Here is a 17806-nt window from a genome sequence, read left to right as displayed (position 1 = left end):
TCGAATGCAGAGGGAACCCGCCCTCATCCGCGAAACGGCGGCGACAAAAAACCGCATGCCGGCAAGGCATGCGGTTGGCGGGTGTTTCCCAAACTGGGCGGATCAGCGCTTGCGCGCCTGCGCCGACAGGTTCAGATTCTGCTGGCGCAGGAAGTCGGCCACCATCTGGCCCAACAGCACATGGGTGTGCGTGGTCGGGTGCAGATTGTCCCAGAACACGTAGGCGTCGGCATTCGCGCACTCCGGCCGCGGCGTCTGCGACGAAATGTAGGGCAGGCTGGCGTTGGCCGCCACGTTCAGGCAGGGCTGGGTGGTGTTGCTCACCTGGTACTTGGCCGGATTCGTCAGCAGGTCGTTGAACATGCCGTAAGCGTCGAACAGGCTGAGCTTGAGCGCCGTGCCGTGCTTCTGCTTCAGATTGGCCACCAGCGTCGCCAGCTTGGCGTTGTAGTCCTTCACCTGCTGCGCCAGCTGCGCCGCCTTGCCGCCGGCCGAGCCGGACGGCGTGCGCGACAGGTCGGGCAGCGTCAGCACCACGATGTTGCGGCCGCCGGCGGCGATGATCTTGTCCAGCGCCTTGCCCTGGTCGGCGATCACCTGATCGACGGCGCGGCCGTAGTTGAGCAGGTCGTTGCCGCCGATCAGCATGGTGAACAGCGTGTTTTCCGGACGGTAGCCCGGCGCCTTCTGCATGTACTGGGCCCAGGAGTCCACCTGCTGCAACAGGCCCGGCACCACCAGATGGCTGTCGGCGGCGGAACCGCCTATCGCCCAGTTGTAAAACGGCAGCTTCAGCTGGTCGGCCAGATGCTCGACCCACACCCGGCCGTTACTGAAGCGGCCGACGTACCAGCTGCTGGCCACCGGCAGCCGCCATTGCGAGGCGCCGTACATGTTCTGGGTGTCGGACAGGCTGTCGCCGAACACCACCATGCGGTTGATCGCGTTGCCTTGGCTCGCGCTGTCCAGCGTCCAGATGGTGTGGTTGTACGACATCACGTTGTTGGCGGCGGCGAACAACGCCAGCGGACGGTTGACGCCCTGCTTGGCCAGCGTCTGCTGGCACACCGAACGCAGCGTGTCCTGGCTGGTATCGCTGTAGAACATGTTCTTCAGCGCGACGAAGCTGCCCGACCACCAGTAGCCGTTGACGCGGTAGTAGTCGCCGCTGGACGGATCGGTGGCCCACACGTAGTCGGTCTGCGGCTGGTTGGCCACCGGACTCTTGCGGTAATAGCAGCGCAGATACGTGTAGGTGGCGCTGCCCGGCTGCGGCTTGGCCTGGCCGGCCGCGGCGCGCGCCTCGCTGCCCGACAACGGTTTGCCGGCGGAGACGACGCCGTCCAGCTCGTCGCTGGGCGGCTGCTCCGCCTGCGCCAGCGCCTGGCCGGAAGCCAGCGCGCCCAACAGCAGGGACAAAATGATGCTTGTTTTCATGTATTCACCCGGTACCTTGTTTTTTTATCAACGGGATAGCTCTCTCGCCGCCTGCGCCGACATGCCGTCCGGGCAGGTGCGGGGCCCCGTGTCAAACATCATACCAAGCAAATATATTTAAAATAAAACGTTAATTTTAAACAAATTAACTGATTTAATCGCAAATTGTCCTGGATCAAACCGAGAAAAAGCCGCCCTGGCATAGGGCGGCTTTTTCAGCTCGCAACAAATGAGAATGCGTCTCAAACGTGCAGCAGGACTATCTTCAGCGGGGGTTTGCCGTCGGCGCTGGGAAAGTCGGCGTCGGGAGCGATCCACTCCGCCGCACGCACCTCGCGGCCGGCTTTCGCCGCGCTGCGCTTCAAGGCTTCCAGCCAGGTTTCGCCATTCACTTCTGCAACATTATTGCAACAAATCAGCGCGCCGCCGGCCGCGGTGGCCAGCAAGGCGGGCTTGAACAGCGCCTGATAGTCGTTGACCAGGTCCACCACGCCGAACGGGCTCTTGGAGTAGCGCGGCGGGTCGAGGAACACCAGGTCGAACTGGCGCGCCTCCAGCTTGGGGAAGGGCGGCATCTTCTTGCCGCGCACCCGCTCCGCCTGGCCCAGGCCCGACAGCTGGCGCAGCGCGGCGAACACGTCGCTGTGCAGGCAGCGCGGCCGGGTGGCCAGCAGGTTCAGCTTGGCGTTGGCGCGGCCGACGCTGAGGCTGGATTCGGCGAAATCGACGTTCAGCACGAAGCTGGCGCCGGCCTTGGCCGCCGCCACGCCGACGCCGCAGGTGTAGGAGAACAGGTTGAGCACGCTCTTGCCTTCAGCCAGCTGCATCACGCGGCGGCGCGCGGCGCGCAGGTCGAGGAATAGCCAGGGGTCCTGGCCCTTGTGGCGCGCCTGGTAATGGAAGGCCACGCCGTTCTCGCGGATGGCGACGTCCTGTTCGGCCACCGCCTGTTCGGCCAGCGGCAGCGCGTTGCGGATGCGGGAATGGGATTCGCTGCGGTCGTTGTAGACCAGCGCCAGCTCCGGCAGCGTTTGCCGGTAGTAAGCGCGGATCTCGGCCAGCTCTTCCTCGCTCAGCGGCTGGTGGAAGCTCTGCACCAGGATCTGCTCGCCGTAGCGGTCTACGGTCAGGCCGGACGCGCCTTCCACGCTGCCGTGGAACAGCCGGTAGCAGTTGGTGTCTTCGGCGGCCAGGCGCTCTATCAATTCGGCGCGCGCCGCGGCGGCGCGGCTGAGGAGTTCGGTCAGGGTGGACATGGGGACTTTCGGTTCGGTTCCAGGCCGGGCCGCGGCATGCGCCGCGGCCGGTAAAACCCGGATTGTAAGCCCTGGCGGGCGGCGCACCAAGCGCGCCGCCCGCTTCATGCCCTTAGCGCAGCGTCTTCAGCGCCGGGAAGGCGCTGCCGGACGCGTTCAGGAAGTCGGCCACCGCATTGCCCAGCAGCAGATGGGTATGGGTGGTCGGATGCAGCGTGTCCCAAAACACGAAGGTGTCGGCATTGCCGCAGTTGGCGCGCGGCGACTGGCTTTGCATGTAGTTCAGCGACGAATCGGTGTTGATGTTGAGGCAGGACTGGGTGGTGTTGCTCACCTGGTACTTGGCCGGATTGGTCAGCAGATCGCCGAACAGCGCGTAGCTGTCGAACACCTGGATATTGACGCCGTACTGCTGGCGCAGCGAAACGGCCAGCGCGTCCAGCTTCTGGTTGTAGTCCAGCACCTGCGCCGCCACCGTGGCGCCGCCGCTCTTCAGCTGGAACACCGGCGCGCGCGACACGTCGGGCAGCTTCAGCAGCAGGATGTTGCGGGCGCCGGAGCCGATCAGATTCGTCAGCGCCTGCTGCTGGCCGGCGATCACCTTGTCCGGCGTGCTGCCGTAGTTGACCAGATCGTTGCCGCCTATCCACATGGTGAACAGCGTGGTGGCCGGATTGTAGTTGGGCGCCTGCTGCATGTACTGCTGCCAGGACTGCACCTGCTGCACCACGCCCGGAATCACCAGCTTCTGCGTGGTCACGCCCGCGCCGCCTATCGCCCAGTTGTACAGCGGCAGCTGCAGCCGCGACGCCAGGTACTCCACCCACACCGGGCCGTTGCTGAAGTGGCCGATGAACCAGCTGTTGCGGTTGGGCAGCGTCCACTGCGAGGCGTTATAGACGTTCTGGTTGTCGGACAGGCTATCGCCGAAGGCGATGATCTTGTTGATGCGGCTGCCCTGCCCGGCCTGGTCATTGCTCCACACCGTGTAGTTGAAGGACATGGCGTTGTCGGCGGCGAACACCATCGCCGGCGCCTGGTTGATGCCCTTCTTGGCCAGCGTGCCCTGGCAGACCGAACGCAGCGCGTCCTGCGTCGCGTCGCTGTAGAACATGTTCTTCCAGTCCAGGATGCTGCTGGACCACCAGTGGCCGTTCAGCCGGTAGTAATCGCCGCTGGAGGGATCCAGCGCCCAGACGTAGTCGGTGGTCGGCTGGGTATTGCCGGCGCCGGTGCGGTAGTAGCAGCGCAGATAGGTGTAGGTGGCCGGACCGGGCACCGCGGCGGCGCTGAGGCGAGCGGCCGCCGGCTTGGCCTTGGGCAGGCCTTGCTTGAGCAGCTCGGCGCGGCTGAGCGGGCCGGACGGCGACAGGATGCGGCCGTAGCGGGCATCCGGCTGAACAGGTTCATTGCCGGCGACAGCCAGCGAAGACAGGGTCAAACCCAGCAGCAACCACGATTTCATGCGTTCTCCTCCGTGTAGGTGTAATGGAACGGCCGCGCGTCCGACTAATGACACGCAGCAGCTACATTAAGAAGAGAATATGAATTTTGTATATGGCGAATCATGACGTTGCGGTAAAAATTAGATTAAACGCTCGATTTATTGTCGCCTTATCGCCAGCGCAGCACGCGGATGCCGCCGCCGCGCGTTTTACCCCCGTATGCCATATTGAAACTGCCCGCCACCCGCTAGTGAGGACGCCATGCAAGCCAGCCGCGAACTGCTGAAAACCCTGTATACGATGGCCATGCTGGTCGAAGCCCGCGACGCCTACACCGGCGGCCACCTGTGGCGCGTGTCGCGCTACAGCCATCTGCTGGCCGAAGACCTGCATCTGCCGCAGCCGGAAGTGGAGCGCATCGCGCTGGGCGGTTTCCTGCACGACCTGGGCAAGATAGGCGTGCCGGACGCGGTGCTGAACAAGCCGGACCGGCTCAGCGACGAGGAATACGAGGTGATCAAGACCCATCCGCGCGTCGGCGCCGATCTGCTGCGCGACCACCCGTTGGCCGAACTGGTGATGGACGCGGTGCTATGCCACCACGAAACCCCCGACGGCAACGGCTACCCGCAGCGGCTGGCCGGCAAGGCCATCCCGCTGGTGGCGCGCATCGTAGGCATCACCGACGCCTTCGACGCGATGACCAGCACCCGCCCCTACCGCCAGGGCATGCCGCTGCCAAAAGCGCTGGCCATCCTGGAAGAAAACCTGGGCCGCCAGTTCGACCAGGAATTGGGCAGCCGCTTCATCCAGCTGGGGCGCAGCGGCCGGCTGGACGGGGTGCTGGGCCACAGCGAGCCGGGCATTCCGATGCAGAGCTGCCTGGCCTGCGGCCCCATCATCGCGGTGCCCGGCAGCGCGGCCGATGGCGACGAGATCTTCTGTCCCAGCTGCGCCGGCGGCTACCGGCTGCGCCGCGGCAACGGCCAGCTATCGCTCGCCCCGTCGGGCAACCGCGACCCGGTCAAGGCCCGGCAGCCGCGCGCCGACAGCGGCCTGATAGACAGCCTGCTGCAGGGCAGCGGCCCATTGCGCGCCCGCAGCAAGCCCGGCTTGCTGGACTTGTTGTTCGGTTGACCCCGTGACCTGGAAACAGGTCATCAAAATTGCCGTTTAAATGTCAGTGGTATAGATTGAGGATATCTCGCGCCACGCGACCGCGCGCAGGAGCCGACCATGCACCCCCTCCACCCCAATCTGCAGCCCTGGCTGGCCGAATACAACCTCGCCCTCAAGCAGAAGGCGGACGCGGGCTACAAGGCCACCGCCATCGGCGCGCGCGAAGCGCTGGCCGAATTGACCCGCCAGCAAGTCGCCGCCGGCCCCGCCGTCGCCTGGGTCAACGACGATCTGGCCCCGGGCGGCGAATACCGCGTGCCGGTGCGCATCTACCACCCGGAACCGCGCCGGCCGCTGCCGGTGCTGGTTTTCCTGCACGGCGGCGGCCACATGGCCGGCAGCGTCAGCGTCTACGATCCGATCTGCCGCCGGTTGGCGGCCGCCAGCCGCCATATCGTGGTGGCGGCCGAATACCGGCTGGCGCCGGAAAACCCCTACCCGGCCGGCCTGAACGACGCCGCCAGCGTGGTGAAGGGCGTGTGGGATGTGCTGGATGAACGCCGGCTGCCCTATCGCAGGCAGCTGGCGCTGGCCGGCGATTCGGCCGGCGGCGCGCTATGCGCCAGCCTGAGCGGCAAGGCTGCGGCTGACGGCGCCGAGCCGGGCATCGCCCGCCAGGTGTTGATCTACCCTTGCGTCGATTACACGCTGGCCCAGCCATCGGTGGCCGAGAACGGCGACGGCTATTTTCTCACCGCCAATCGCACCGAATGGTATTTCGACCAGTACTTCCAGCATGACGAGGATCGCCGCCAAGCCTCGCCGCTGTATTGGCCAGCCGCGCCGAATCCGCCCGCCACGCTGCTGATCACCGCCGGACGCGACCCGCTGCGCGACCAGGGCCTGCAATACGGCAACCAGCTGAAAGCCGCCGGGGCCCAGGTCGAGCAGCTGCACCTGGACGACCAGATGCACGCCTTTCTCAACATGGAGGCGCTGGTGCCGGAGGTGTGCCAGCTGGTGTACCGCCGCATCGGCGCCTTTCTCAACGCCGAATGACACACCCGCCCCGGCGGCGCTGAAGCGGGTCAGCTTCGACGCGCCGCGCGGCGGCGGGCATCATCGCCTCAATAGTTTTCCGGGAAGAAGTGGCGCTCGGTCAGCTCGATCAGGATGTGCAGCACCTTGATGTGCAGCTCCTGCACCCGGTCGGCGTATTGGCCGCCGGGGGTGTTGACGTAAACGTCGGCCAGCGGCTCCAGCTTGGTGCCGGCGCGGCCGGTGAGGATGATCACCTTGACCCCCAATTCGCGCGCGGTTTCGGCGGCGCGGACGATGTTGCGGCTGTTGCCGCTGGTGCTCAGCCCCAGCAGCACGTCGCCGGCGCGGGCGTGGCTTTCCAGGTAGCGGGCGAAGATCTCGTCGTAACCGTAGTCGTTGCCCACGCAGCTGATGTGGCTGGGGTCGCTGATGGCGATGGCGGCCATGCCGCGGCGGTTATTGCGGTAGCGGCCGGTCAGTTCCTCGGCGAAGTGCATCGCGTCGCACATCGAGCCGCCGTTGCCGCAGGAAAACACCCGGCCGCCCGCTTCCAGCGCGGCGATGATGGCCGCGCCCGCGGCCTCGATGCCGGCCAACGCCTCGGCATTGTCCAGCAGGTTGTCGAGCGCCGACTTGGCCTCGCTGAGGCTGGCGTGGATATGTGATTTCATAGCGGTTGCGGTCTCCAGTATCAGCTTGTCAGTTTACTTCATCGCGCCGGGAGGCGGCGCTCAGGCGATCTGCCTGCCGAACCACACCACCCGGCCGATGACCTCGAATTCCCCGGCGGCGCGCGCCAGGTCCACGGTAAAGGTTTCATACAGCGGATTGGCGCTCTTCACCTGCACCGCGCCGCCCGGCAGCCGCTGCAGCTGCTTGACGAAGATGTCCTCGCCGATGCGGATCACGAACAGGCCTTCGCCGGGATGCCGCTCCGCGGTGTTGATCAGGATGGTGTCGCGGTCTTCCAGCACGCCGCTCATGCTGTCGCCCTTGACGCTGATCACCGCCAGGTCGCGCGGCGAGGCGTTCAGGTGGTTTTTCACCCAATAGCGGCGAAACGCCATATAGAACAGCGGCTGTTCGTCGCAGGCGGCGGTTCCAAAGCCGGCCGACGCCCTCAGGTTATAACGCGGGATGAAACAGAACTCCTCGCGCACGCCGTCCGGAACGAAATGCTCGTCCTCCGACCCGCGCATCGGTTCCAAACGCGCGGCCTCGACCGCGATCTCTTCCGCCGCCGCGCCGGCAGCGGCATCGGCCTGGGCCGGCTCCTCGCCATGGAGCAGCCACTCCAGCCGGCAGCCGCTGCTGCTGGCGATCTTCTGCGCCGTGGCCAGCCGCGGCACGCCGCCCTTGTACCACATATTGGTGAACGAACCCTTGTTGATGCCCATGCGGGCCGCCCAGGCATAAGGCTTTTCCGCACCGATCAGCAGTTCCAGCCGTTGCCGGAAGTCGGGCTGCTGCAAGGAATTTTCCATATAGAACTCCATCAGAACTCGATCATGGCCAAAGCCATCCGTCAGAGTACTATTTCATGAACACCCCGTCGACTGCGACTGACACCGATAGTGACATTCCATCGCTTGCTCAGTTCTAAAATACAGCTTAAAATGGCAACCATACTGCATAACAAGTTACACAAATTTAATAAAGTCTTTATTTAGAACCATGATGGACAGGGTGATTACTACGGTTCCAAAACAGATTCTACAACCGGAGGGACGCAGCGCATGCCGGCCTCTGCTCGAATTATAACTCTTTTAGAACTTCATGTCTGCCAAGGCCATTTGGGACCCAAGGAGTATCCGCGATGAACGCTACTGCGCACTTTCCCGCTCTTCCCGCCACCATGCAACTGGTCGCCCAGCTGATAGGCATGCCGCGCACCCTGCAATTGGTGCAGGCGCTGGGCGGCACCACCCTGCCGTTTTCCAAGAACCAGAGCCGCGCCGGCCAGTTGCGCTTCGCCGCGCTGGTGGACGTGATCGGCCAGGACGCCGCGGAACTGCTGACCCGCCACTTCGGCGGCGACATCCTCTACATCCCGCGCTGCAGCCAGGCCCTGCGCCAGGCGCGCAACCAACAGCTGATCCGCGACTTCGACGCGCTGCTGATCGACGGCCTGGGCGCCAACGAAGCCGTCGGCCTGCTGGCGATGCGCTACCGCCTCAGCGACCGCATGATCTGGCGCGTACTGAAAACCCCGCCGGCCCCGCACGAGGTGCACTGATTATCCACCGGCAAAGGAGTCCCCGCATGGCCAGCCGCGCCATTTCCGATCTGCACCCGCAACTGCAACCGCTGGCCGAAGCCTTTCTGCGCCGCTGCCGCGACCAGGGAGTCGACCCGCTGCTCACCTGCACCTGGCGCTCCCCGGCCGAACAGGACGCCCTGTACCAGCAAGGCCGCAGCAAGCCCGGCCCCATCGTCACCCGCGCCCGCGCCGGCCAGTCCGCCCACAACGCCATGCTGCACGGCAGCCCGGCCGCCCTCGCCTTCGACGTGGTGCCGCTGCAGGCCGGCAAGCCGGTATGGGACGCCGACCACCCTCACTGGCAAGTCATGGGCCAGATCGGCCTGGCGCTGGGCTTGCGCTGGTACGGCGCCGCCGACGCGCCGTTTCGCGAGTATCCCCATTTCCAACTCAAGCAGGAGACATGAGCATGCGCCTTTCCGACCTGGTCCGCGGCCCGCACAGCCGCCGTCTCAGCCATAGCCGGCTTTGGGCCAACGTGGCCTGCGCCGCCGCCACCGCGATGTTCGTCGTCGACGGCTGGCGCGGCACCCTCACGCCCGATCTGTGGCTGATCTATCTGGGCGTGGTGGGCGGCTACTCCGCCTCGCTGCGGCTGATCTCCGCCTATCGCGGCCGGAGCCCGGCATGATGCCCGCCGCCGCCCTGCGGCTGGGCGCCTGTCTGCTCTTGCCGCTGGCCGCCGGCGCCGGCGGCTACGCGCTGGGCAGCCAGCGCAGCGGCCAATATTGGCAGGCCCGGCTGCAAGCCAGCGTTTCCCAACTGCAAGCCGACGACAGCCGCGCCGCCGAACAGCGGCAGCAAGCGGCGCTGATGCAACAGCAGCAATGGCGCCAGCGCATCGATCAGTTGGAAGACAGCCTGCTGCGGCAGCAACAGGCGCGGCAAGCGCAGCAACGCCAACAAGCGCAAAGGATAGACGATGTCACTCGCCACGATGGTTCCGCTTTTACCGGCCTTGGCCCTGACGGCCTGCGCCTCTACCGCCAGCTCCTCGGCTATCCCGCCGAGCTGCCCGGCGCCCAGCCCCTACCTGCTGGAGATGCCGGCCAAGCCGCCGGCGCCGGCAGCGGGCTACCGGCGCCCGACCTCCTCGCCCATGCCGCCGACTACGGCGCCTGGTGCCAGCAACTGGAACAGCGCCTTGCCTCCCTGAAACAACTTTACGCCCCACAGGAGCCCACGCCATGACCGACTTCTTCGACCGCGCCAGCGAGCTGGAAACTGAATTCCGCGAACAAGCGCTCGCCCGCCATTTCCAGCAACTGCAACACGGCGGCTACAGCCACTGCGAGGACTGCGGCGATCCGATCCCGCAAGCCCGCCGCGTCGCGCTGCCCAGCTGCACCCGCTGCGTGATCTGCCAGCAACTGGCGGAACGCTGAGGAGGTTTCACGTGGAACACGACAACCTGCTGGCCCTGGGCCGCATCGAAGGCAAGCTGGACATGATCGTCGCCCACCTCGCCAAACAAGACAAAAAACTGGAAGAACTGGACGGCCGCCTGCGCGACGTGGAAGTCCAGGCCGCCAAAAGCGGCGCGCTGTCCGGCGCCCTGTCGGCGCTGCTGGTCACCCTGGCCGGCGAACTCCTCAAGCGCGCGCTGCACTGACAACGCTCAGCTAAGCCCCGGCGCCGCCCCGCCTCACAATCCCTCTCATCCTCTCCGTCCTTTCAAGGAAGCTCCATGTCCATGCTGATCTCCGTGCAAACCGCCATCGCCGACCGCCTGCGCCAGGGCCTGGGCCGCATGGTGCGCGAAGTGGCGGCCGACCTCGACGAAACCGCGCTGTGCGGCCTGCAGCTGGCCCACGGCGACTACGCCAGCCGCCTCACCCCCGGCCAGGCCAGCCCGGTCATCAATCCGCAGGCGCTGGCCAGGCTGCCGGCGCTGTGGACCGTGGCCGGCGGCATCGCCTCCAGTCCGCCGCAAGCCAGCCAGCGCCAACGCTACAAGGCCAACGCCCAGTTCACCGTCATCGTCGGCGACCGCCTGCAAGCCGATGCCGGCTACGCCGGCGCCGGCGTCTGGCAACTGGTCTACGCGGTGCGCCGCCTGTTGGCCTCGCAGGATTTCGGCCTGGCCATCCAGCCGCTGACGCCGGAAAAAGTCCGCCCGCTGGGCCAGACCCCGCGCGACGGCCAGCCCTGGAGCCTGGTGGCCTGCGACTTCTCCACCTACTGGCTCGACGAGGCGCTGGACAATGGCCGCTGGCCGGCGCCGCAAGGCGACGCCGATCCGGACGCGCTGTTCCGCGCCTTCGGCGGCCGCCTGGAAGACCCGGCCAAGGATTGGCAAAGCACCCAGCTCAACTACAGCCTGGCCGGCAATCCCACCCTCAAGGCCCAGGACACCCTCATCCAGCCCGCTCCCAAGCCGGCTCCGTAAGCACCCAGTTTCCCCGTCGCCGCGCCGTCCGGCGCGGCACTCTCACCCAACCGCAGCATCAGGAGTCCCACTCTCATGGCCAGCCCCAACATCAGCTTCGACCAAATTCCGGCATCCATCCGCAAACCGGGCAAATACTTCGAGTTCAACACCAAGCTGGCGGTACGCACCCTGCCGGGCAATCCGCAGCGCGTGCTGCTGATCGGCCAGCGCCTGGCCGACGATCCGGCCAATCCGGGCAAGAACGCCACCCAGCCGGCGCTGTCGGCGCTGGACGTGTTCAACGACGAACAAGCCGCCCAGGCCTTCGGCCGCGGTTCTTACGCCCACCTGATGGCCCGCGCCGCGATCAACGCCAATCCCTATCTGCAACTCACCGTGATCGCGGTTGACGACGCCGCCGCCGGCGTGCCGGCAGCCGGCTCCTTCACCTTCAGCGGCCCGGCCGCCGCCGCCGGCGTGATGAGCCTCTATATCGGCGCCGTGCGCGTCGACGTGGCCGTCGCCGCCGGCGACGACGCCACCAAGATCGCCGCCAACGCCCAGGCCGCCATCGCCAAGCTGACCGACCTGCCGGTAAGCGCCGCCGCCGCCAAGGAAGTGCTGACCCTCACCGCCCGCCACAAGGGCGGCATCGGCAACGGCATCGTGCTGAAGGCGCAGGAACAGATCGCCGGCCTGACCGTGGCCATCGCGCCGATGAAGGGCGGCGCCGGCGACCCGGACATCGCCCCGGCGCTGGCCGCGGTGGTCAGCGGCGGCCACCAGATCGTGGTCAATCCGTTCAACACCGACGCCGCCCTCGCCGCGCTGCGCGCCCACCTCGACTTCGTCTCCGGCCCGCTGGAACAGCGCGGCGCCATCGGCGTGATCGCCACCGTCGGCGCGCTGGCCGACGCGGCAGCCCTGTCCGCCAAGCTGGACAGCGGCCGCATCACCGCCGCCTGGTATCGCGGCTCGGCCAAGCTGCCGGGCGACATCGCCGCCGCTTACGCCGCGGTGCTGGCCAGCGAGGAAGATCCGGCCCGTCCGCTCAACACGCTGGAGCTGAAAGGCCTGGACGTGGTGGACCTGGCGTCCCGCACCAGCCGCACCGAGCAGGAAAGCGCGCTGTACAGCGGCGTCACCCCGCTGGAAGTGGCCGCCGGCAACCGCGTGCAGATCGTCCGCGCCATCAGCACCTACACCAAGGACGCGCAAGGCGTGGACGACGTGTCGCTGCTGGACATCACCACCATCCGCACGCTGGACTACGTCCGCCGCGCCTGCCGCGAGCGCATCGCGCTGCGCTTCCCGCGTGAAAAGCTGTCCGACCGCACGCCGTCCAAGGTGCGCTCCGAACTGCTGGACGTGCTGTACAAGCTGGAAGAGCTGGAAATCATCGAACAGGTTGACGCCAACAAGGACGGCCTGATCGTCGAGCGCGACCTGCAGGACGCCAACCGCCTGGACGCCAAGATCCCGGTTGACGTGGTCAACGGCCTGCACGTGTTCGCCGGCCGCATCGACCTGCTGCTGTAAGCCTCTCCCACCCTCCGCCGGCCGGGCCATCCGGCCGGCTCCCTCCCCGCATCGAAAAGGAATATCCCATGGCTTTGAAAGAATACGCAGGCTCCATCGTCCTGGAAGTGAACGGCCAGGAAATCGACGTCATCGACCTCAACGTCAGCAGCAAGACCGGCCGCAAGCTGGTGAAGACGATGAACTCCAGCGGCCGCGCCAAGGGCTTCTCGCGCGGCGTCACCGAGTACGACCTGTCCATCACCGTGTCCATCCCCCTGACCGGCGATCTGGACTGGGAAGCGATCGAAGGCGCCAAGCTGACCGAATTCCCGCTGGCCGGCGGCAAACGCACCAGCTACCTCGACTGCTTCGCGATGGAAGTCGGCGAGAAATACGGCGTGGAAAGCGAAGCGCGCCGCGATATCAAGCTGATGTCGCTGCGGAAGGTGGTCGAATAAGTCGTAGCTGGCCATCGTTTGATGGCCAGCTATTTTTTATCTTTTTTTAATTAATTGCAGAGGAATTGCCCGCTGTGGTTTCTATCAACTTAATCATAAGGAATTTCACATATGCCAATTGAAAAAAAACCACAAAAGGCAAGCTTTAAAAATACCTACTCCAGAGGAAAAGACAAGAGATTATCTACCGACAAAACATCCTCTCAAAAAATAGCGGAGGCGTTATTCTCACAAGAAACTTCCGATCCATCCCCTCCTGAAACTAAGAGTATTTTTTCTAATCAGCAAGTATCAGATTCCAAATCGATACTGGAGGGATTCCTAGATGCAATTACCAAAGAACATGGGGAGCTATCCGCACCAGGCGCCTTGGCAAAAGCAGGAAAAGACAGACTGAAACTACTTGGGAATATTGATAATGCAACCAAAGTACTCCAGCATGTTATCGCTGGAAACGATGATGAAGCTATAGTCCAACTCTCCAGAATTATTGGCGAATATGCTGGCGATAAGATAGGTGGAGAAATTGGTGGAAAACTAGGAGCAGCAGGCGGATCCTTGATTGGTCCGGAGGGAACGGTTGCAGGAGGAATCGCAGGAGGCACCTATGGGGCCATGTATGGCTCTCAAAAAATGGGTGATATTGCGGAGCGGATCGCCAGGGAACAACTCAACTATGTCGTTTCAAATGATGACGTGCCCCCAACAATAGAAAAAAAAGATGGTGGAAAGTACTTCCTTGCCAAGCATGGTGAAAACTATCAATGGTATGACGCCACCCCTCAAGAGGCTACGCAAAGTCGCAGCGTTGGTTCGCTAGCATCAAGCAATGAGAAAAAATACAAGCCGGTAAAAGATGAAAAACTCACAGACGAGCTAACTCAGGAATATGCTGAGAAAACTGGGTATATCGATAGAAGAATAAAAGAACAGAATAAAAAAAATCAAGAGGACAGAAGGAAAAATATAAAAATGGGCCTCGCTCCCGATGGAAAAGAATTCAACAAGCAATATACCACTGACGGCAAAGGAGTCCATGCCAGTCAAATATGGGTAGAAGACAAAAAGAAAAACCAATTGATTGGTGTAAATACCGTTGACACTCAAGGAAAATCGATAAGCTCGGCGGATTATTATGACAAAGAAACCGGCCGCCATTTAGGAACAGAGACTGCCATCACCGAAGGAGGGAAAACAACCAAAAGCAGCACATTACCTTCCGATAAAAACTCACCGCCCTCGCCAAAACCCCACAAAATCAGCGCAAAGCCCAAAAATACACCCAATAGCGCGGACAATAAAAAAGAAAAAACAAATTCAGCACCAAACATACAAAAGAGAACACCGCAGAAAAATACAGCTCTAGGCTTGAACGAGCAGCAATCCCCTGTGCAGAAGGGAATTGCCAACTCGATTTCCCCTGCAACCAATTCAGCCACAGAGCCGAATGCCATCGAAAAAGATCCGAACCCAAACGTAGCGGCGGCAACCGAAGAACAGGTAGTCAAAACACATGCCTCAGGGCAGCTCTCAACCGTTGCCGATGAGATGCCCGATAAGACGAAAACACCGGCGCAAGACACCACGCTATCGCCCCACGGCCAGACCGATAAAACACAAATCCCGGCGCCATCAACCGGCGGCAATTCAGACTCTCAGCTTGCCGCTCTAATCGCCCAGCTCAGCTCAGCGCTTGCACAACTCACTCAACCCATACGCGTCGTCGTCGACGTCCAGCACGGCAACATCATCGCCGCCGTCAACGCCGCCAACAGCCAACAACAAAGGAGGAGCTGATGTTCAGCCTCAATCTGTCCGCCGGCACGGCCGCCGGCTCCCTGGTGGACGCCAGCTTCCGCGGCGTGCGCTTCGATTGCCTGAAAAGCCAGGACAGCGCCCAGCGCGACCAGGCGATGCACGAATACCCGTACAAGGACGGGGCCGATGTCGAGGATCTGGGCCGCAAGGCGCACAAGGTGACGCTCAACGCGATGTTCTGGGGCGAGGGCTATCAGGACCGGCTGCGCGAATTCGTCGCCGCACTGGACGCCGCCGGCCCGGGCGAGCTGGTGCACCCGGTGTTCGGCAGCATGCCGCAGGCCCAGGTGCTGGACTACCAGATCAGCCACGATGCCGACGCGCCCGACTCCTGCGCCGTGGACATCAACTGGGTGGAGGCCACGCCGGGCAATCCCTTCTTCGCGCAGCACAAGCCGCTGCAGCAGAGCGAAGCCATCGACGCCAAGGTGGACGAGCTGCGCGGCATGGCCGGCGAAGCCTACGCCAAAGCCCAGGAACTGGTCGCCACCGCCAAGGGCGCGCTGGCCAGGCTGGGCGCGCTGCGCCAGCAGCTGGTCGCCACGGTGAAGGCGCTGGCCGACATGGCCAACCAGGCGGTGGCCCAAGTCAACGACCTGCTGGCCTATCCGCAAGCCTTCGTCAGCGAGGTGAACGGACTGGTGGACCAGGTGGCCGACTGGAAATTCGACCTGGCGCTGGACCTGGGCCCGCTGCCGGCGTTGAAAACCGCCGCCAGCCTGCCCGCCGCCACCCTGGCCGACTGGAATGCGTTGCGGCGCCGGCTGGACGGCCTGCCGGAGCGGATACGCCAGAACACCACGCCGCTCACCGCCAGCGCCGCCCTCACCGTGTGGAGCAGCGACCAGCAGCGGATAGACGCGCTGCTGCAGCTGAACGTCGCCACCAAGCTGGCCAGCGCCGCCAGCGGCATCTTCGGCAGCGAGGCCGAGCGGCCGACGCTGACGCCGCCGGCGCTGGAGCAGATCGCCGGCGACGTGCGCGGCTCGCTGCAAACCGCTATCGACCAATGGCGCGCCAATATGCCGGCCGACGCCGCCTACCGCGTGGAGGACAGCCTGCGCGAGCTGGGCCTGCAGGTGCAGCAGGGCGCCGCCGGCCTGATCGCCGCCAAGCCGCCGCTGATCGAACGCGCGGTGGAAGCCGAAGCCAACCTGCGCCAGCTGGCCCACCTGTGGTACGGCGACAGCGGCCGCGCCGACGAGCTGCTGCGGCTCAACCCGCAGCTGGCCTATCCCAACCACCTGACTCCGGGGACCGTGATCCATGGCTACGCCCGCTAAACCCGCCGCGGCGGACCACGCCGTCAGCCTGCAGATCGCCGGCCGCCGCCACAGCGACTGGACCCACTATTCGATCGACTCCGACCTCGCCGTGCCCGCCGACGGCTGGCAAGTGGCGCTGGGCCTGCCCGGCGGCGTCTTTCCGCCGGAAGTGGAGCCGGGCGCGATGATCCAGGTGCAGGTGGGCGCGGAAACCGTGCTGATGGGCCGGGTGGACGACATCAGCCACAGCGTCGCCGCCGGCAGCCACCAACTGGCGCTGTCCGGCCGCGACCTCGCCGGCATGCTGCTCGATTGCAGCGCGCCGCTGCTCACCGCCAAGAACATGACGCTGCGCGACGTGCTGGAAAACGTGGTGAAGCCGCTGGGCATCGCCCGGATACGGGTGGACGCCAAAGGCAGCCGGCCGCTGGAAAAAATCAGCGTGGACCCCGGCAACAGCGCCTGGGACGTGCTCACCCGCGCCGCCCAGGCCAACGGCCTGAGCGCCTGGTTCGACCCGGACGGCACCCTGGTGGTGGGCGGCCCGGACTATAGCCAGCCGGCCGGCGCGCGGCTGATCCTGCGCCGCGACGGCCAGGGCAACAATCTGCTCAGCCTGGCCGAAACCCGCTCGCACGCGCAGCGCTACTCCGAATTGACGCTGCTGGGCCAGGGCCACGGCCAGGCGCTGACGCCGGGCCGCCACGCGATGAAGCACCACAGCTTCGATTCCGACGTCTGCTACCACAAGCCGCGCATCCAGGTGGAGCCGGACGCCGCCAGCCCGGCGGAGCTGGCGGCGCGCGCCGACAAGATGCTGGCCGACTCCCGCCTGGCCGGCTACACCCTGTCCGCCACCGTGGCCGGCCACCGCGACAGCCGCGGCATGCTGTGGACGCCGGGGCAGCGCATCGAGGTGGAAAGCGAGCCGCACGGCATCAACGGCGTCTATTTCCTGATGGCGCGCACCTTCGAAGGCGGCCGCGGCCAGGGCAGCGTCACCCGGCTGACGCTGAAAGAAGACAAATGCTGGATTCCGGTGATGCGCGCCGGCAAACAATGACAGGAGACACCCCATGTGGCATGAAGTAGACCACCGCATCCGCCGCGCCTTCAGCAATGTGCGCCAGGGCTTCCGCGCCGCGCTCACCCACGTGGACAGCGCGGGCGCGGTGCAGACCGCCCAGGCCGAAGGCCTGGCCGGCGAACAGCTGCAGGACGCCGAGCTGTTCCAGCACTACGGCTACACCTCCAACCCGCCGCCGGGCAGCATGGCGATGGTGCTGCCGCTGGGTGGCCGCACCAGCCACAGCGTGGTGCTGGCCACCGAGCACGGCAGCTACCGGCTGCAATCGCTGCAGCCGGGAGAAGTGGCGCTGTATAGCGACGAAGGCAGCAAGATCGTGCTCAAACGCGGCAAGATCATCGAGGCCACCTGCGACCACTTCGTGCTGAACTGCCAAACCATGCAGGTCAAGGCCAGCGACAGCATCGCCCTCCAATGCCAAACCATGCAGGTGAACGCCGACCAGCAGGCCGCCTTCGCCACGCCCACGCTGCAAACCAGCCAGCAGCTGGTCGCCCAGGGCCAGATCAGCGGCAACGGCGGCCTGGCGGTGCAGGGCGGCGGCGGCGCCAGCTTCAGCGGCGACATCAAACTGTCCGGCGCGATGAACGCCAGCGGCGACGTGAACGCCGGCGGCAAGAGCCTGGTTTCCCACATCCACGACGCGCCGAACGGCCCCACCAGCCCGCCCAAGTAAACGGCGCCGCGACTGACCGGCGTCCGCTGCCCACCCCTCCCCGTTTCCAGGA

General features: G+C 64.9%; 20 protein-coding genes. 15 read left to right on the top strand and 5 right to left on the bottom strand.

Translation table 11 applies throughout. The features are described from left to right. Positions 1 to 102: 102 nt before the first annotated feature. The 3 genes from U6115_RS01810 to U6115_RS01800 all read right to left on the bottom strand — a co-directional run bounded on the left by U6115_RS01810 (position 103) and on the right by U6115_RS01800 (position 4158). Positions 103 to 1437, bottom strand: coding sequence for an SGNH/GDSL hydrolase family protein (locus tag U6115_RS01810; RefSeq protein ID WP_230623361.1), 1335 nt, complete (start codon positions 1435 to 1437; stop codon positions 103 to 105). A 242-nt stretch (positions 1438 to 1679) separates the two neighbouring features. Further along, complete coding sequence (locus tag U6115_RS01805; RefSeq protein ID WP_043575092.1) at positions 1680 to 2693, bottom strand: class I SAM-dependent rRNA methyltransferase; 1014 nt, start codon at positions 2691 to 2693, stop codon at positions 1680 to 1682. Positions 2694 to 2805: 112 nt separating this feature from the next. After that, a complete protein-coding gene (locus U6115_RS01800) occupies positions 2806 to 4158 on the bottom strand; it encodes an SGNH/GDSL hydrolase family protein (RefSeq protein WP_230623360.1) in 1353 nt (450 codons plus the stop codon). 241 nt (positions 4159 to 4399) lie between these two features. Between U6115_RS01800 and U6115_RS01795 the strand changes: the two genes are divergently transcribed. Beyond that, positions 4400 to 5275 carry an HD domain-containing phosphohydrolase gene (locus U6115_RS01795; RefSeq protein WP_043575089.1) on the top strand — a complete coding sequence of 292 codons (876 nt, stop codon included), beginning with the start codon at positions 4400 to 4402 and terminating at the stop codon, positions 5273 to 5275. A gap of 99 nt (positions 5276 to 5374) precedes the next feature. Beyond that, the gene (locus tag U6115_RS01790; protein ID WP_043575087.1) at positions 5375 to 6316 is read left to right on the top strand and encodes an alpha/beta hydrolase; all 942 of its coding nucleotides are present in this window, start codon (positions 5375 to 5377) and stop codon (positions 6314 to 6316) included. A 68-nt stretch (positions 6317 to 6384) separates the two neighbouring features. Here the strand turns inward: U6115_RS01790 and gmhA are convergent, their stop codons facing one another. Both gmhA and U6115_RS01780 read right to left on the bottom strand, forming a co-directional pair. Next, positions 6385 to 6969: a D-sedoheptulose 7-phosphate isomerase gene (gene gmhA, locus U6115_RS01785; protein ID WP_043575085.1), complete on the bottom strand. Its 585-nt coding sequence runs from the start codon at positions 6967 to 6969 to the stop codon at positions 6385 to 6387. 60 nt (positions 6970 to 7029) lie between these two features. Next, positions 7030 to 7782: a S24 family peptidase gene (locus U6115_RS01780; protein WP_065202401.1), complete on the bottom strand. Its 753-nt coding sequence runs from the start codon at positions 7780 to 7782 to the stop codon at positions 7030 to 7032. A gap of 332 nt (positions 7783 to 8114) precedes the next feature. Between U6115_RS01780 and U6115_RS01775 the strand changes: the two genes are divergently transcribed. The 13 genes from U6115_RS01775 to U6115_RS01715 all read left to right on the top strand — a co-directional run bounded on the left by U6115_RS01775 (position 8115) and on the right by U6115_RS01715 (position 17754). Further along, complete coding sequence (locus tag U6115_RS01775; protein WP_043575082.1) at positions 8115 to 8534, top strand: Mor transcription activator family protein; 420 nt, start codon at positions 8115 to 8117, stop codon at positions 8532 to 8534. Between the two features lie 26 nt (positions 8535 to 8560). Next, positions 8561 to 8965 (top strand): M15 family metallopeptidase, encoded by a 405-nt coding sequence (locus tag U6115_RS01770; RefSeq protein WP_043575079.1) that lies wholly within the window; start codon positions 8561 to 8563, stop codon positions 8963 to 8965. Positions 8966 to 8967: 2 nt separating this feature from the next. Then, a complete protein-coding gene (locus U6115_RS01765) occupies positions 8968 to 9189 on the top strand; it encodes a hypothetical protein (protein ID WP_043575077.1) in 222 nt (73 codons plus the stop codon). Further along, positions 9186 to 9749, top strand: a complete 564-nt coding sequence (locus U6115_RS01760) for a hypothetical protein (RefSeq protein WP_052258045.1) — start codon at positions 9186 to 9188, stop codon at positions 9747 to 9749. The genes U6115_RS01765 and U6115_RS01760 overlap by 4 nt, the downstream gene beginning before the upstream one ends. Then, a complete protein-coding gene (locus U6115_RS01755; RefSeq protein ID WP_043575075.1) occupies positions 9746 to 9943 on the top strand; it encodes a TraR/DksA family transcriptional regulator in 198 nt (65 codons plus the stop codon). Before U6115_RS01760 ends, U6115_RS01755 begins: the two co-directional genes overlap by 4 nt. Positions 9944 to 9954: 11 nt before the next feature. Further along, complete coding sequence (locus tag U6115_RS01750) at positions 9955 to 10170, top strand: hypothetical protein (protein WP_043575072.1); 216 nt, start codon at positions 9955 to 9957, stop codon at positions 10168 to 10170. 75 nt (positions 10171 to 10245) lie between these two features. Beyond that, positions 10246 to 10947 carry a DUF1834 family protein gene (locus tag U6115_RS01745; RefSeq protein ID WP_052258044.1) on the top strand — a complete coding sequence of 234 codons (702 nt, stop codon included), beginning with the start codon at positions 10246 to 10248 and terminating at the stop codon, positions 10945 to 10947. 75 nt (positions 10948 to 11022) lie between these two features. Beyond that, complete coding sequence (locus U6115_RS01740) at positions 11023 to 12468, top strand: phage tail sheath C-terminal domain-containing protein (protein WP_043575071.1); 1446 nt, start codon at positions 11023 to 11025, stop codon at positions 12466 to 12468. A gap of 68 nt (positions 12469 to 12536) precedes the next feature. Further along, a complete protein-coding gene (locus U6115_RS01735; RefSeq protein ID WP_043575068.1) occupies positions 12537 to 12908 on the top strand; it encodes a hypothetical protein in 372 nt (123 codons plus the stop codon). Positions 12909 to 13019: 111 nt separating this feature from the next. Beyond that, positions 13020 to 14705, top strand: coding sequence for a hypothetical protein (locus U6115_RS01730; RefSeq protein ID WP_146008396.1), 1686 nt, complete (start codon positions 13020 to 13022; stop codon positions 14703 to 14705). Beyond that, a complete protein-coding gene (locus tag U6115_RS01725) occupies positions 14705 to 16009 on the top strand; it encodes a DNA circularization protein (protein WP_043575060.1) in 1305 nt (434 codons plus the stop codon). The genes U6115_RS01730 and U6115_RS01725 overlap by 1 nt, the downstream gene beginning before the upstream one ends. Continuing rightward, the gene (locus U6115_RS01720) at positions 15993 to 17054 is read left to right on the top strand and encodes a phage baseplate assembly protein (RefSeq protein WP_043575058.1); all 1062 of its coding nucleotides are present in this window, start codon (positions 15993 to 15995) and stop codon (positions 17052 to 17054) included. The genes U6115_RS01725 and U6115_RS01720 overlap by 17 nt, the downstream gene beginning before the upstream one ends. Positions 17055 to 17067: 13 nt before the next feature. Next, positions 17068 to 17754: a phage baseplate assembly protein V gene (locus U6115_RS01715; RefSeq protein WP_043575056.1), complete on the top strand. Its 687-nt coding sequence runs from the start codon at positions 17068 to 17070 to the stop codon at positions 17752 to 17754. Positions 17755 to 17806 lie beyond the last annotated feature (52 nt).

This window comes from Chromobacterium subtsugae, from assembly GCF_035919665.1.
GTDB classification, from domain to species: Bacteria; Pseudomonadota; Gammaproteobacteria; order Burkholderiales; family Chromobacteriaceae; genus Chromobacterium; species Chromobacterium subtsugae.
Note: the sequence above shows the minus strand (reverse complement) of the source record. Positions and strands in the feature narration are given on the sequence as shown.

Excerpts from the sequence above, each read along its gene's own strand:
- U6115_RS01810 (WP_230623361.1), bottom strand. The coding sequence starts at position 1,437 with ATGAAAACAAGCATCATTTTGTCCCTGCTGTTGGGCGCGCTGGCTTCC.
- U6115_RS01805 (WP_043575092.1), bottom strand. The coding sequence starts at position 2,693 with ATGTCCACCCTGACCGAACTCCTCAGCCGCGCCGCCGCGGCGCGCGCC.
- U6115_RS01800 (WP_230623360.1), bottom strand. The coding sequence starts at position 4,158 with ATGAAATCGTGGTTGCTGCTGGGTTTGACCCTGTCTTCGCTGGCTGTC.
- U6115_RS01795 (WP_043575089.1), top strand. The coding sequence starts at position 4,400 with ATGCAAGCCAGCCGCGAACTGCTGAAAACCCTGTATACGATGGCCATG.
- U6115_RS01790 (WP_043575087.1), top strand. The coding sequence starts at position 5,375 with ATGCACCCCCTCCACCCCAATCTGCAGCCCTGGCTGGCCGAATACAAC.
- gmhA (WP_043575085.1), bottom strand. The coding sequence starts at position 6,969 with ATGAAATCACATATCCACGCCAGCCTCAGCGAGGCCAAGTCGGCGCTC.
- U6115_RS01780 (WP_065202401.1), bottom strand. The coding sequence starts at position 7,782 with ATGGAAAATTCCTTGCAGCAGCCCGACTTCCGGCAACGGCTGGAACTG.
- U6115_RS01775 (WP_043575082.1), top strand. The coding sequence starts at position 8,115 with ATGAACGCTACTGCGCACTTTCCCGCTCTTCCCGCCACCATGCAACTG.
- U6115_RS01770 (WP_043575079.1), top strand. The coding sequence starts at position 8,561 with ATGGCCAGCCGCGCCATTTCCGATCTGCACCCGCAACTGCAACCGCTG.
- U6115_RS01765 (WP_043575077.1), top strand. The coding sequence starts at position 8,968 with ATGCGCCTTTCCGACCTGGTCCGCGGCCCGCACAGCCGCCGTCTCAGC.
- U6115_RS01760 (WP_052258045.1), top strand. The coding sequence starts at position 9,186 with ATGATGCCCGCCGCCGCCCTGCGGCTGGGCGCCTGTCTGCTCTTGCCG.
- U6115_RS01755 (WP_043575075.1), top strand. The coding sequence starts at position 9,746 with ATGACCGACTTCTTCGACCGCGCCAGCGAGCTGGAAACTGAATTCCGC.
- U6115_RS01745 (WP_052258044.1), top strand. The coding sequence starts at position 10,246 with ATGTCCATGCTGATCTCCGTGCAAACCGCCATCGCCGACCGCCTGCGC.
- U6115_RS01740 (WP_043575071.1), top strand. The coding sequence starts at position 11,023 with ATGGCCAGCCCCAACATCAGCTTCGACCAAATTCCGGCATCCATCCGC.
- U6115_RS01735 (WP_043575068.1), top strand. The coding sequence starts at position 12,537 with ATGGCTTTGAAAGAATACGCAGGCTCCATCGTCCTGGAAGTGAACGGC.
- U6115_RS01730 (WP_146008396.1), top strand. The coding sequence starts at position 13,020 with ATGCCAATTGAAAAAAAACCACAAAAGGCAAGCTTTAAAAATACCTAC.
- U6115_RS01725 (WP_043575060.1), top strand. The coding sequence starts at position 14,705 with ATGTTCAGCCTCAATCTGTCCGCCGGCACGGCCGCCGGCTCCCTGGTG.
- U6115_RS01720 (WP_043575058.1), top strand. The coding sequence starts at position 15,993 with ATGGCTACGCCCGCTAAACCCGCCGCGGCGGACCACGCCGTCAGCCTG.
- U6115_RS01715 (WP_043575056.1), top strand. The coding sequence starts at position 17,068 with ATGTGGCATGAAGTAGACCACCGCATCCGCCGCGCCTTCAGCAATGTG.